The organism is Oceanobacillus kimchii X50 (genome assembly GCF_000340475.1).
GTDB lineage: Bacteria > Bacillota > Bacilli > Bacillales > Amphibacillaceae > Oceanobacillus > Oceanobacillus kimchii.
The window spans coordinates 681,400-696,087 of record NZ_CM001792.1 but is presented as its reverse complement, the minus strand read 5'-3'; the positions used below and the strand labels follow the sequence as shown (position 1 = coordinate 696,087).

At 35.0% G+C, this 14,688-nt stretch carries 13 protein-coding genes and 1 riboswitch; of the genes, 3 read left to right on the top strand and 10 right to left on the bottom strand.

Annotated features, from left to right (window positions below; all coding sequences use genetic code 11):
- Positions 1-5: 5 nt before the first annotated feature.
- From C794_RS03850 to C794_RS03840, 3 genes are read right to left on the bottom strand one after another with little or no spacing between them, the layout of a single operon-like run.
- Positions 6-1,160 (bottom strand): Ger(x)C family spore germination protein, encoded by a 1,155-nt coding sequence (locus C794_RS03850; protein WP_017795816.1) that lies wholly within the window; start codon positions 1,158-1,160, stop codon positions 6-8.
- On the bottom strand, positions 1,157-2,269 hold the full coding sequence (locus C794_RS03845; RefSeq protein WP_017795815.1) for a GerAB/ArcD/ProY family transporter: 1,113 nt from the start codon (positions 2,267-2,269) through the stop codon (positions 1,157-1,159). Before C794_RS03845 ends, C794_RS03850 begins: the two co-directional genes overlap by 4 nt.
- Entirely contained in the window at positions 2,269-3,825 is a 1,557-nt protein-coding gene (locus C794_RS03840) for a spore germination protein (protein ID WP_026133711.1), read from the bottom strand. Before C794_RS03840 ends, C794_RS03845 begins: the two co-directional genes overlap by 1 nt.
- Positions 3,826-4,295: 470 nt before the next feature.
- Here C794_RS03840 and C794_RS03835 point away from each other — a divergent pair, with 470 nt between their 5' ends.
- On the top strand, positions 4,296-5,705 hold the full coding sequence (locus C794_RS03835) for a YfcC family protein (protein WP_017795813.1): 1,410 nt from the start codon (positions 4,296-4,298) through the stop codon (positions 5,703-5,705).
- Positions 5,706-5,845: 140 nt separating this feature from the next.
- Complete coding sequence (locus tag C794_RS03830) at positions 5,846-6,061, top strand: hypothetical protein (protein ID WP_017795812.1); 216 nt, start codon at positions 5,846-5,848, stop codon at positions 6,059-6,061.
- 177 nt (positions 6,062-6,238) lie between these two features.
- Here the strand turns inward: C794_RS03830 and C794_RS03825 are convergent, their stop codons facing one another.
- The 4 genes from C794_RS03825 to C794_RS03810 all read right to left on the bottom strand — a co-directional run bounded on the left by C794_RS03825 (position 6,239) and on the right by C794_RS03810 (position 10,023).
- Positions 6,239-7,003 carry an ABC transporter ATP-binding protein gene (locus C794_RS03825; protein WP_017795811.1) on the bottom strand — a complete coding sequence of 255 codons (765 nt, stop codon included), beginning with the start codon at positions 7,001-7,003 and terminating at the stop codon, positions 6,239-6,241.
- Positions 7,004-7,022: 19 nt separating this feature from the next.
- A complete protein-coding gene (locus tag C794_RS03820) occupies positions 7,023-7,853 on the bottom strand; it encodes an ABC transporter permease (RefSeq protein ID WP_017795810.1) in 831 nt (276 codons plus the stop codon).
- A gap of 15 nt (positions 7,854-7,868) precedes the next feature.
- Positions 7,869-8,852, bottom strand: a complete 984-nt coding sequence (locus tag C794_RS03815) for an aliphatic sulfonate ABC transporter substrate-binding protein (RefSeq protein ID WP_017795809.1) — start codon at positions 8,850-8,852, stop codon at positions 7,869-7,871.
- Between the two features lie 121 nt (positions 8,853-8,973).
- Positions 8,974-10,023: a homocysteine S-methyltransferase family protein gene (locus C794_RS03810; protein ID WP_017795808.1), complete on the bottom strand. Its 1,050-nt coding sequence runs from the start codon at positions 10,021-10,023 to the stop codon at positions 8,974-8,976.
- Between the two features lie 79 nt (positions 10,024-10,102).
- A riboswitch (SAM riboswitch) is annotated at positions 10,103-10,207 on the bottom strand.
- A 220-nt stretch (positions 10,208-10,427) separates the two neighbouring features.
- Between C794_RS03810 and C794_RS03805 the strand changes: the two genes are divergently transcribed.
- Entirely contained in the window at positions 10,428-10,856 is a 429-nt protein-coding gene (locus C794_RS03805) for a DUF1801 domain-containing protein (protein ID WP_017795807.1), read from the top strand.
- Position 10,857: 1 nt separating this feature from the next.
- Here C794_RS03805 and C794_RS03800 read toward each other — a convergent pair whose 3' ends face one another.
- The 3 genes from C794_RS03800 to C794_RS03790 form a co-directional block, all read right to left on the bottom strand.
- Complete coding sequence (locus tag C794_RS03800) at positions 10,858-12,042, bottom strand: thiolase family protein (protein WP_017795806.1); 1,185 nt, start codon at positions 12,040-12,042, stop codon at positions 10,858-10,860.
- 25 nt (positions 12,043-12,067) lie between these two features.
- Positions 12,068-13,216: an acyl-CoA dehydrogenase family protein gene (locus C794_RS03795; RefSeq protein ID WP_017795805.1), complete on the bottom strand. Its 1,149-nt coding sequence runs from the start codon at positions 13,214-13,216 to the stop codon at positions 12,068-12,070.
- Between the two features lie 256 nt (positions 13,217-13,472).
- Positions 13,473-14,675: an ABC transporter substrate-binding protein gene (locus C794_RS03790; RefSeq protein ID WP_017795804.1), complete on the bottom strand. Its 1,203-nt coding sequence runs from the start codon at positions 14,673-14,675 to the stop codon at positions 13,473-13,475.
- Between the last annotated feature and the right edge of the window lie 13 nt (positions 14,676-14,688).

The following is a 14,688-nucleotide window of genomic DNA, read 5'->3' as shown; positions in this document are numbered from 1 at the left end:
CCCTCCTAATCCGTATCCACTGAATTTCCCGGTTCTTTAATATCAATATTTACTGATAACGTAATTTCCACATCCTTGAAATAATTTTCTCCATAGTCCCAATCATCTTTTACTTGTTTCCAAATCTTCGGCTCCTTGGTTATCAGATGTTCAGCAAGACCTAAAATATCAGTTTCATACTCATCCCTAACCTTCTCTATTGTTCCTGTAATTAAACTCTTCACTCTTGTTTCTAAAGAACTTTCCAATTTTTTCATGTTTTTATGTGCAAAAAAATCTTCCGAATAAAAAGTTTCCACTAACTCAGCATCTAGAAAAGTTTCAAATTCAAAGTGAAGATTTTCAGGGTCTTTATTTTTTAATTTTATCTTTGTTTTTCCATCTGGAATATGAAAAGTTGCATAGGTATTATCTAATTTTGTTGTTACTGAACCATTATACATAGGTTGTATAATCATATAACCTTCTAGATTGTCATCTTTTAAAGCTCCGATCATTTTAGAATTATCCCCACTAAAAACAGCTAGACCCGTCAAATCAATACCGGTTGAAGACCCTTCCGTAGTTAACAAGGGCAACGTAAAACTACGATTATTAATAAAGTATTGTTGCATATTTCCAAATCGTTGTGGATCTCCCCCAACTGATCGGTAATTTCCTATAATGAGTTGTGTTAAATATTGAGAAGGCAATTTTACATCTTGTGGTTCAATGTACAATAATTCCCCAGCAGATCCTTCCGCAATAGAAAGTATCACTTCTCTATTCATTCGTTTTTCACGCATAAATACATCTACAACATCTGCTAATTGATATTCTTCTTTCACAACTTCATCAGAAATAACTACAATCTCTATATGGCTACCATCTAATTTTCTATCCTCTTGTTTTTCTATTGCATCTCCTACTTCATAAATTGTTCTTCCTTCCTCCACAATATTTCGAAAACCTTTTCCAGTACCACTAGATGCTGGTAAGGTAATCAGCCCATTTGGAACTACAATTTGTTCGGTCACATTTAAAGTTTGGTTTGTATTGTCATGAGGAAGATCAATCGCAATTCCAGATAAAAACGCTCGCTCTTCTAATTCCAAACTATCCCAACAACCTGTTAAAAAAAGAAAAGAAGTAATTATAATGCTGACTAATAACTTTTTCATGGTTTTATCTCCTGTTTTTTCTTGCGTTTAAAAATATACATAATATATAAGAACAATATAGTTAAAATTGTCACGATAACGGATGAATAACTTATAATTGTTGCATATAACCCGAGTTGATAATAATTAGCCGGTAGTATGGATAACAAAAATGCAATAGGGGATAATCCAAACGCCACATATTTTTTATTAGCCTTAGGGAATAAATCTGTAATTATCATGACACTAACATCATATGCAAGGATACAAGTGAGAAATATGGTAGTGTTCCATATAATAAAATATAAAGATTCAATACGGTCCAGAAGGCCTGCTGAATGAATTGTGTTGGCAAGCTCCACTAATGGATAGATTGTATTGGCTGTCGTAACATTTCCTAACACAGCTATACAACTTAGATATATTGCAACATATAGTATTATTACAACTAACATTCCCACAGAGGCACTTTTAGGACCATTTTTTGGATCTCTATTTAATTTCATATAGAATAATAAAATAAAAGCTCCCGTATATGATAAAATGCCGTTTGGAAGTTCTTTTATATACGTCTTCCAATCCGTAGTAAAAATCGGTAATAGATGTTTAAAATCACCAAATGGCAATGCCATAATTACTAACGCAACAGTAGCAATGACCGAAAAGGTCATAAATCCAAAACACATACGAAACACTGCATTTCTCTCACCAGAAACTGCATACACAATAACTAATAAGAATGCTAATATAACAAATTCTGATGGGGTTCTATCAAAAAGATAATGTTGTGATATATCCGCAATAAACGCTAATTCATACCCTACAATAAACCAACAAATGATGATATATAAAAGCGAAAAAACAACTGCAACAGGCCGGCTTAACAAAAAAGATGCATAATTTAAAAATGACTGATTAGGAAATTTGGATGCTATATTCGCAATCAACCAAGTAATTATAATTGAGATCAATCCAGCAATAATTAATGTTACCCATCCATCCGCTGCCTCTGTCTTACTTGCTAATAAACGTGGGTAAGTTAGGATCCCTACAGCCACAATCATACTTGGAATCGAAAAACCAATTGCTCTATTTGAAATTCTCCCATCCGTATAGTTCACTGTTTTCATTAACTTTTCCGACCTTTTTTAGATTGATGTAAATTATTCTGCAAAAAATTCTCTCGCTTCGATAAAACAGTAATTGGTGCACGGATAATAGTATCTGATAAATCTCTTTTCACCATTGGCATAAGAGGAATACTGTATGGCACTCCAAAACTTTTTAGGTTAGTAATATGAATCACCATTACAATTAACGATAATATCAGCCCATACAATCCAAGTAATGCTGAGGCTAACATAACTCCAAAGCGAATTGCGCGAAAACTAATTGCTACACTATAATAGGGAACACAAAAGCTTGCAATAGCTGTTAACGCTGTCACAATAACGATTATCGGACTAGCAATTCCAGCATTTACAGCTGATTCCCCAATTACTAAACCTCCTACAATACTGATGGTTTGACCAATTACCCTTGGAAGTCGTATAGCAGCTTCTTGAAGCATCTCAAATACCATTGCCATTAACAACACTTCAACAGCTGCATTAAAGGGCATTCCCTCTCTACTAGCTGCTATAGAAAAAACTAAAGATGTAGGCAGCATCCCGGGATGAAAAGATACCAACGCGATGTAGATCGCTGGTAAAAATAACGCAATTATACATGCGATAAATCGCAAACTACGTATCAAAGAAGCAGTTATCCAACGTTGATTATAGTCTTCCATTGATTTCACAATATCATTTAAAACAATAGGTCCAATAATAGAAAAAGGAGTGCCATCCACCAAAATTACAAATTTTCCATGCAACATTTCAAATGACGCTTTGTCTGGTCGTTCTGAACTTATCATTTGAGGAAAAGGAGATAGTGAACTATCCTCAATCCATTGTTCAATTTGTGCAGAATCCGTTACGTATTCGGTATCTATAGATTGAAGTCTTCGTGTAACTTCTTCTAGAATATTAGGATTAATTATATCCTCTATATAGCAAAGCATTACCTTTTGTTTTGACCTAGATCCGATTTCAAAACTTTTAAAACGTAATTTCGGATCTCTTATATCTTTTCGAATTAAAGACAAATTCACCTCTAAATTTTCTATAAAACCATCTCTTGGTCCATGTATTAATGTTTCAGATTGAGGCTGCTCCACAGAGCGTTCTTTACCACCGGTAGAACCGATGATTAAAGCCTTCTTTTCACCATCAATAAAAAATACAGTCTGTCCATCTAAAATATAATCAATAATCTTATCCATATTCTCAGATTCTTCAATAGAAGTTATTGATATTACCTCTAACTTAATATTCTCTATTAGATCGACGTCAATATCTTTTAAATTTTGCTGAAGGTTTTTAATAATATTATTATTAATACGAATTTCATCGGTTATTCCTGAAATATAGGCAATCCCACAGTTCGTATTCATCTTACCGATTTTAATATTACGTAAATTTAAATCTTCTGGATTACCTATCGTATCCTTTATATTTTGAAGGTTAGTAATTACCTTACTTGATACCGATAATTTCGTGTTTGCAGATACCTGTATAGAAGTAGCACGTTTGTTATCTGATTGAATATTTTTTAATTTAGATAATATTGATCTTCTCAACATGATACCTCCAAACATACAGTTTTTTTTACCATTCCACATAAACAGTTAATTATTCTCTAGTTTGTATAAAATATACAAAAGTAAAAAAGAAAAAGTGAAGCTTCATTTAGTGGACTTTTCGCTCTTGACCACTTAGATGTTAGTACCACAATGGCATGACCTAAAGACCTTTGAATAGAATCGGACATTTACGCAGTGATTTCCCACTTATCTTTTTTAGTTGTCCCCATCCTTTTTAAAGTGTGGCAATTGTTTTTCGTAACATGTATCGGATCCTTCATTAATAAATGCCATTATTAAATTCCTTCTTTAGAATCATATTCATATCGCTAACTAATAATTTTGTTCTATATTGCTTACCTTTTATTGAATTTATTAATCAATACGATATAATCGGGAGATATATTTACAATATTTTCTGATTTTTGTTTTTTACATTTATAGGGTAATTAGCCACAAGGAGGTTGAATATGGAGGACAAGCAAGATATTTCCCGACAAAAAAGAAAGTCAAGATTAGTGATGCCCGATACATATGTCATTCTATTTTTAGTGTTATTAGTAGCTTATATAGCAACATATATTATTCCCTCAGGTAGCTTTGAGAGAGAAAACGTTGATGGTGTTGAAAAAGTTATACCAGATACTTATCAATCAATGGATGGAAATTCATTAGGATTTTTAGATTTTTTTAATGCTATTCAAACGGGTATGGTTGAGTCTGCGGATATTATATTTTTGATCTTATTTACTGGGGGAATGTTTGAAATTATTGAACGTTCCGGTGCTTTAAAGGGTTTAATTAACCAAGCTGTACGACTCACTCGGGGAAATGAGTTTTGGCTTATTGCATCAGTATCTACAATCTTTGCACTCATTGGAGCAGTTGGTGCGGTAGCAAATGCTGTTATTGCTTTTGTAATGGTCGGAGTAATAATTGCGCGAGCATTAAAGCTTGATCCAATTGTTGCAGCAGCTATTACATTTGGATCTAATTTTGTTGGATTTAGTGTAGGATTTTTAAATCCTTACACTGTGGGTATAGCACAAGATATTGCCGGTCTTCCGATATTTTCTGGGTTATTATTTAGAATAATTATTTTCATTTTGATGCTTTCTTTAACGATTGCTTACATTTGGCGATATGCAAAGAAAATCATAGAAAACCCAGAGTTAAGTATAGTAGGAACTTACGAAGCAACGAATGAGATGGATAGTTTAAATGCTCCTTTCACGAAGAGGCATCAATTAATATTAATTTTTGTGGCTCTTTGTCTAAGCTTTTTCGTTTATGGGTCTATTCAACTCGAGTGGACGATAAATCATATGTCTGCCTTCTTTATATTTATTGCACTTGGTTCTGGAATTATTGCAGGAATGCATTATAATACTCTAGCTGAAACATTTTTACATGGGGCTAAAAACCTTATTTACGGAGCCTTAGTGGTAGGGTTAGCGAGGTCAGTTATTGTTATATTAGAAGAAGCAATGATTATTGATACAATTGTATATGCATTATCAGTACCTCTTGAAAATTTAATACCAGTATTTTCAGCAATTGGTATGTTTATTTCAAATTCATTGCTTAACTTTTTAGTAAATTCAGGTAGTGGACAAGCAATGATAGCAATGCCGCTTCTAACTCCATTAGCTGATATGATTGGAGTCACTAGACAAGTTGCAGTTCAATCGTATCAATTTGGGGATGGGCTGACTAATTTAATCTTTCCTACGTCAGGAATTCTAATGGCTAGTCTTGCTGTAGCTAAAGTACCTTATACAAAATGGTTAAAATGGGTTTTCCCTCTATTTCTTGTCTGGCTAGTAATTGCAATAATAGCTTTGATAATAGGAGTTCTCATTCAATGGGGTCCTATGTAAGGAATTCATTATAATATATTCATCCCCAAATAAATAATTAGGCGTAAATACCTAATTATTTATTCAATTTAGTTGATATCCTTAAATAATTACCGATATAAGATTAGATATACAACTTAATTAGCGAGGAATGATGAGGAATGTCATTTAAGATTCCTCCCTACACTTCAAAGTACAAATTAATTGCTACTTACCGAAGTAACGGGGATATCTGGCTTGCCATGCTTATTGATGAAGAGCCTTTTAATTTCAAATGGAGTGAACTGGGCAGTATCCAGGATTTAGAATTAAAAAATTATCTATCTTCATTGCAATCCGATATAGAGGCAGGAAGATATGAAATAGAAAATCATTAAAAAAATAACAAAACAACGAAAAACACCTCAAGTTTTGAGCTTAGAACAGAACGAAAGGAATGTTGAAGATATACGTAATCTCTACGGGAGGAAAAACAAAGAAACGAGTAAGCTGACAACCGCCCGTAGAAAGTCACGTATGGATTTTTCGATTTTTTCAGTTCACTACATTAATTATTACACCGTATATCTTTTTTCTTGTATACTCTTTTCTTCTCCACGTTCAAGTTGAAGGATTTCCAAAATTTCTGCCTTTAAAGTTGCCATCTCTTGACTACCTCTTAATCTAGGTTTTGATTGTTCCAATACAATTTCTGCAGCCACCGTTCCAGGCTGTCCACGTAAAATTAGTATTCTATCACATAAAAACAGAGCTTCATCAATATCATGAGTCACCAGTACCATTGTTGTTTGATACTTACTCCATATAGACAATAATAAATCTTGTAATTGCATTTTCGTAAATGCGTCTAATGCACTAAAAGGTTCATCTAGTAATAGAATCTCTGGAGAAGTGACTAGAGCTCGAGCTATTGCTACACGTTGAGCCATACCACCTGAAAGTTGCTTTGGATAAAGGTTCTCCTTTTGAGAGAGTCCAACACTTTTCAAATAATCTAAACCTCGTTGCTTTTTATTTATTTTTTTACCTGTTAATCCAAATGTTACATTTTCCATAACATTTAACCATGGTAATAACCTCGGCTCTTGAAATATATAACCTATCGATGCTTGTATTCCCTTTGTTCGTTTTTGGTTAATGGTAATTTCTCCATAGTACCTGGTATCCAACCCAGCAATTGAACGTAAAATGGTACTTTTTCCACAGCCACTTGTTCCGAGTAGTCCTACAATTTCTCCGGATTTTGTTCGAAACGATATATTATTTATTGCAGGGGTACCATTAAAAGTTCGACTTACTTCTTTTAGTTCCAAACTCACGACCCATCCTCCTTTATTTTTAAGACTTTACGATTCGATCTTGCCAATGTAATGTTCGACTTTCTAGTTTTTTCAAAATCCAGTCTGTACCTTTTCCAATGAATGCAAATAACAATATACTAGCTAAAATCGTTTCAGGAGATAGTGTGTTTTGACCTGCAATCAATAAATATCCTAAACCTTGACTTGCGCCCATTAATTCAGCAGCTACAACAAACATCCATCCAAGTCCTAACCCACTTCGAAGACCTGTAAGAAAAGAAGGTAACGATGCGGGTAATATAATTCTTCGGACAAGTTGAAAGGTAGACAATCGATTCATTTTACCAACTTCAATCAACTTTCGATCAACGCCTGTGATACCACTTATGATATTTAAATACACTGGAAAGAAGACGCCGACACTAATCATGGTAATTTTAGAAACTTCACCAATTCCCATCCACAGAATAAATAACGGAACCCAAGCTAAAGAAGGAATAGCCCGAAAAGCTTGTATTAATGGATCAAATAACAATTCTGCTTTTCTATACAAACCTACGAGTCCACCGAGCATAAGAGCGGCAGCAGTACCTAGAAAAAATCCAGCAAATACTCTATATAAGGTAATACCTACATGCCCCCATAAAGATCCATCTTCAGCAAGATTGATGATCGTACCAACAACTGTCGTTGGTGCAGGTAATAAATACGTAGGAAAGTAACCAAATCTACTTAACACTTCCCAGACAATTAATAGCAAAATAGGAATAATACTTCCCATCCAAATTACTTCATATGACAAAAATGATTTGTTTCTCTTAAACTTATTTTTATCCCAATTAATAACTTCTTCAGACACCTTAGACAAGACAGCCACCTCTAATTATTTATTTAGCTCTTCTATAAATGATGGTTGGACAAGTTCATTTACAACCTTCTCAATGTCCGTATCAGCTTCAATAACTTCTCCCTCTAGAAGAACCTCTGCTGAATTTCTTAACGTATCTCGATGCTCATCTCCAGGAATGGAATTGGAAAAATCATTCCTCTCTAAAGTCTGTTTCGCTACATCTAGTGACATCTCTGCTTCTTCAGATAAAATCTGTGCAGCTGCTTCTGGATTATCTATTGTCCACTCTCTTGCTTTTTCATACGCTTCAATCACAACATGAACATAATCTGGATATTCTTCTGCAAAATCTTCTCGCACGTTTAAAAAACCATATGTGTTAAATTCTTTATTTCGATAAAACAAGGTTGCATCAGATTCTAATTCGGCTCGAGCCATATGTGGATCTAGCCCCGCCCATGCATCTACGGAACCTTTAGACAAAGCAACCGCTCCATCACCATGTTGTAAATTGACAATTTCTAAGTCAGCCGCTGTTAATCCAGCTTCATTTAAAGCCCGTAGTAGAAAAATATATGGATCCGTACCTAACGTGGCAGCCACTTTTTTTCCTTTTAATTCTTCTACCGATTGGATTCCTGACTCAGAATCAGCAACTAAAGCTGTCCACTCTGGTTGAGAATAAATATATACATTTTGAATTGGAGAACCCTTGGCTTTAGAAACAAGCGCTGCAGATCCTGCAGAAGAACCAAAATCAATACTATCACTTGTTAAAAATTCTAAAGCCTTATTACTACCTTGACTTAGTACCCACTCCACACCTATTCCTTCATCTTCTAAGGCTTCTTCTAACCATCCTTGTTCTTTTAATACAAGGCTTGTTGGTGAATAATACGCATAATCTAACCGAATCTTATCAGGCTTTCCATCTGCTGCACTTGAATCAGATCCACATGCTGCTATTAAACTACTTATTATTATCACTAAAGCTATACTCATTAACTTACTTCTCATTAAATTCTCCTCCTTATAATTATTCAAATAAGATTACTTGGTTTTATAACAATGAGGTTCGTACTTCTCCAACTGTATCTAAATGAATAGTATAGGAGATTTAACATCAATATAAGATTTGTTATGCCTTAAATCGATAGCCTACATTATGTTCTTTTAATGTTTTATCTTTCCCAAACAAGAAATGCTTCTCCATATTAGGAGAATAGGGAGAATTAATGGTCTCCTTACCGACTGCCTCTGCAACAGCTCTAAGCATTGCTGGAGATGCTCCACAACATAACCCAATATAATTAACACCAATCCCCTTTGCTTCTTTTGCCCACTCTGCTAATTCATAACGGTTATGGTACAGTGGATCTAAAGCAGTTGGAAAAGTTGTTTCAGTAGGCAAATGGCAACTACAACCACCATCAGGTAAATTAAAAAATGTCGGATGCTCATCTGATGTACGATATGGAATGGGTAATGCTCCTACATAACCGTCTACATGCTTTCTAATTTTTGCAATATAAGGTTGCATCGTATCTGGACCTCGGAAACAATTCATTCCAACTACAAGTGCTCCCTTTTCCGATAATATTTTACAAGATTCCTCTACCGTATAGCCATCCCTTAAAATGTTTTCTCCCATTAACCCTAGTGTAATGACAGCTGGCAAGTCTTTTTTCAATATTTCTTCCAAAGCAATTTCTGCTTCTTCATGATAATAAAATGTTTCACCATTAATAAAATCAACATCTTCTTCTTTACTCCACTGAGCCATTTCAGCGAACATCTCTCTAACTTTAGATTTGCTTGATTCATCATAAGGGTCAAAGATATTTGTATTAGATATATTTCCTGCAACTAATGCTTCTTCCAATGGATGCTCTTTCGCTACTTCCTTTGCTAAACGAATAGCACTTCTATTCAATGGTTCTAATAATTTTTCCTTGCCAATAATGCGCATTTTTTCTCGATGTGCATTGTATGTAAATGCTAATACAACATCCGAACCAGCATTCATAAAATCACGATACGTTTGTTTTAAAGCATCCGGGTTCGCAAGTGCTACTTCTGGTACAAACGAACCTGCCTGTAAATACCCTCTCCTCTCTAATTCAAATAAATATCCTTCTCCTACTATTACCGTACCTTCTTGCAAACGTCTTTTTAAACTACGCTTCATCATAATCTCCTCCTTCATTATTTTTACAAACAAAAACCCTTCTTCTAAAAGTAAGAAGAAGGGTTAACCTACATTGTTCTTCTTATCTTTAAGGCATATAAGCCTATTGGAATTAGCACCATACCTTATAAGGCTGGTTGCTGAGACTTCATCGGGCCAATCCCTCCGTCTCTCTTGATAAGTCTAACTATATTTAATTTTTTAAAAATTAACTTTTTAATATCTTATATGATAACCATAAAATAATCAATAGGAAATTTAAATTATTCATTTATTATTTTTTAAATGATTTCCTAGTGAGTGATGCCGTGCCTGATAAAAAACTGCCAGTTGCAATCTAAATCAAAAATATATTGTAAATATTTGTTATACTATTATCAATCATAGGATTAGGAGTGATGAAAATGTATGAACTAAAAACAAAAGAAACAGAAAACAGTGTTATTCAATTCATCGAAAGTGTTGATCATCTTCAAAAGAAAGAAGATGCTTATAAACTATTAGATATATTTACCGAATCTACTGAGTATCCAGCAAAAATGTGGGGAACAAGTATTATTGGCTTTGGAAAATACAATTATAAATACGCTTCTGGCCACTCCGGAGAATTTTTAATAGTAGGATACTCTCCCAGAAAATCAAAAATTAGTCTCTATCTCGCAACAGATATTGTTCAAGATAGTGAATTAATGACAGCTTTAGGTAAATACACTACCGGAAAATCGTGTGTTTATATTAACAAACTCAGTGATATTAATCTTGATATCTTACGTCGTTTAATTAAACAATCACTTTTCCATATCAAATCAACTTATCCTGATACTGCAAAATAACTTAGCACTGTTCGATCAATATTGCCATTCCTTGGCCGCCACCAGCGCATAAAGTTGCTATACCATATTGCTGTTTTCTTTTTATTAGTTCATAGATTAATGTCGTAATTATCCGGGTGCCCGTAGCACCGACCGGATGACCTAACGCAATCGCCCCTCCATTAACATTTACTTTTTCATGATCCAAACCTAGTTCACGAATAACAGCAACGGATTGAGAAGCGAAAGCTTCATTCAATTCTAGTAAATCTATGTCTTGGATTGTTTTTTGATTTCGTTTAAGTAGTTGTTTGACTGCCGGTACTGGGCCAATTCCCATTATTTCAGGGGAAACACCCGCTGTACTCCAATCTACGATTCTTGCGAGTGGTTGCAAGCCAAGATGTTTGGCATGTGATTCTTTCATAATAACCAAAGCTGAGGCACCATCATTTCTGCCGCAAGCATTACCAGCAGTCACCGTCCCACCTGCTTCAAATACTGGATTAAGATTTGCTAGTTTCTCTAGAGATGTATCAAATCGAGGATATTCATCTACTTCAAATATAGATATCTGTTTCTTTTCCACAACCTCAATAGGAGCTATTTCATCTTTAAACCGTCCACTTTCTATAGCTTTTTTTGCTCTGCGCTGACTTTCTATCGCAAATGCATCTTGATCTTCTCTTGATATATTATATTTTCTAGCAACATTCTCAGCTGTAATACCCATAGATAGATTCTTACCATAGATTTCTTGAGGTTGTTGTCCTGCTTCTAAATTAGAATCGACAATGGTTGTTCGATCTCCTCCAAATCTAGTATTTCGTAAGTATATTGGAGAACGGCTCATACTCTCTGTCCCACCCGCTATGACAATATCAGCTTGATTACTAAGAATTTGTTGTACTCCAGATGTCACTGCCTGGATTCCAGATGCACATAATCTATTTACTGTAAAAGCAGTCACTTGTTCAGGGATACCCGCTCTTAGCGCTGCTACTCTAGCAATATTCGATGATTCCGTCGTTTGTCTTACTTCTCCTAAAATAACCTCATCTACGTGATCAGCTGGCATATAAACTCTTTGTAGCACTTCTTTAATCACATGACTTGCTAGATGACCAGAAGATACATTTTTCAATGATTTACCATATGCTCCAATTGGTGTTCTAGTTGCACTGACAATAACTATCGGATCGTCCATACCTATACCTCCCTACAACTTGCCCTTAGCTATAATGTTTCTTTAATTGTCCAGCAATAATATTCTTCTGAATTTCCGATGTTCCTTCATAAATTCGTGTAATTCGCGCATCTCTATAAAATCGTTCCACAGGAAAATCTGAAATATATCCAATCCCTCCATGAACTTGAACTGCTTTATCTGCTACTCGGTTGTATACTTCCGAACCATACAGTTTTAACATCGCTGCTTCCTTAATTACATTTTCTCCATTGTCAACCATCCATGCCACTTTATAAGTCAAAGCCCGTAATGCCTCTATCTCTACAGCCATTTCAGCTAACATGTGTGCAACTGCTTGGTGTTCAATAATCGACTTACCGAATTGTTTTCTTTCAATTGCATAAGTAGTCGACATATCTAATAACTTTTGGCTTGAACCTAAATTCCGAGCTGCCAAACCAGCACGACCATTGGTTAAAATTTTTAAGGCATTTACATACCCCTGACCTTCTTCACCTAGTAAATTTTCCGCAGGCACTTCACAATTCTCTAAAATTATTTCCGCTGAGTGAGAACCTCTCAGACCCATTTTTTCTTCAATCGCTCCTATATGAAATCCCGGAGCTCTCTTTTCTACAATAAAAGAAGAGATGCCTTTTGCTCCTTTCGTTGGATCTGTAACTGCCATCACAGTAAACACTTCTGCTTCTGTGGCATTGGTAATGTAATGTTTTATTCCATTTAATATATATTTATCTCCCTTTTTAACGGCAGAAGTTTTTAATGCACTTGCGTTCGATCCAGCTTCAGGTTCAGTTAGCGCAAATGCACCTAATTTTTCTCCACTTGCCATGGAAGGCAAGTATTTTTGCTTTTGTTCTTCATTCCCCATTTCCACTATTCCAACAGTACCAATTCCAGTATGAGCTCCGATTAGAGTCGTATATCCATTATGCGTTGCTCCAATTTCTTCATATAATGCACACTTTCCTATCATTCCAATCCCTATTCCACCGTAGTGTTCAGGGATACTTAAACCAAATAACCCCATTTCTTTTGATAATTCAATTATTCGTTCGGGGATTCTATTTTTTTGTTCAATATCATCAGCGACCTGCTCTACCTCTGTTTGAATAAAGTTTCGAACGTTTTCTTTTAAAGATTGAATGTTTTTATCTAATTCAAAGTTCAAACTGTATGACCTCCTATTGTTGCAAGTTTCAATGTACTATAGAAAAAAGCAAAGAGGCTGAGACAGGTATTTACTTAAACGAATGATATATAAAGAAAACTATCAGAAAAGAAATATACTCCGGTTGCTCATGCATAGGATGTCTGCACAGTCCTTCTCCCCCAAACCTTAATATTTCTTCTGCTTCTTCTAGTTATCGTTCGTTCTTTGAACAAAATCTCAACCTCTACTAGATGATTAATTCTTCGTAGATACTTTAATCAATTGGAATTCCTATTATTTCTCCATCTTCAACTGCACTAACTCTCGTAAGAATTTCGAATCCTCCATTTTCATCTATATTTGGAATGACATATACTTGTTTTTCTTCTGGTAACGCATCTAATCCAGCCTGTATATGCTCTCGAATTACAGTGGCATCCTCTACATTTCCTGCTGCTTTCATTGCTTCTACAAAAATATGCAAACTCACATAATGGAAACCAGCTTCTGATCCTGGTTCAATTCCGTGCTCTTCTGTATATTTCTCTACAAATGCTGGAACTCCAGGATAATCCGCTTCTACCAATGGCATGGTCCCAATTGCACCTTCTAGAACTTCATACGTTTCTGTAATTCGCTTCATTTCATCTAATTTTGCTTGGTCCATAATAATAAATCCACCTTCAAATCCAAGTTGTCTCGCTTGATTAACAACATTCGCTGTTGGTTCAGATGGTCCTCCTAGGAAAATTACATCAGGGTCTGACTCTAAGGCATTTGTCAATAATGTATAAAAATCCGTTTCTTTTGCAAAATCTACCGATGCCTCATGTACTACCTCTCCTCCTTGTTCCTCCCAATACGGAAGTAATTCATCAGCCCAATCTTGACCATACTGTGTTACTGGAGGAATCGCCGCTAATTTATTCCCAAACCGATCCATCGAATATTTTGTAAAAGGCTCGACATATCCATGATAACTAGGCGGAATTCTTACGGTTAATTCATTGCCTTGTTCCGTAATTGCAGGTTCACTAGAGTAAGCCCCAATAATAAAGTTTTCTTGTTCATTAAACACTTGTAGCGCTGCAATCCCCCCACTATGTGGAGCATAAATAATTGGTGTAGCATTTTCTTGCACTAATCGTTTTGCATTAGAAGCTGATTCATTTGGTAAATACTTATCATCAAGAGAAACAATATTTAACTTATATGTTTCACCATTAACCTCAAATCCTTCTTCATTAATTTCTTCTGCAGCCATCTCTAAACCATTTAAAGTATTTTCTCCATATAAAGCAGCAGAACCACTTAAAGGACCGGTATATCCAATGTTAACAACCTTCTCCTTTGTCTCCGCATTCGTACTAGAGTCCGTACTATTATTATTTGTTGTTGAACTACCATCAATGCACCCCGCTAAAACGACAATAACTAATAAGGAAATCAAACTTAAGAAAATTTTGTTTATTCTCATTATAATTCCTCCT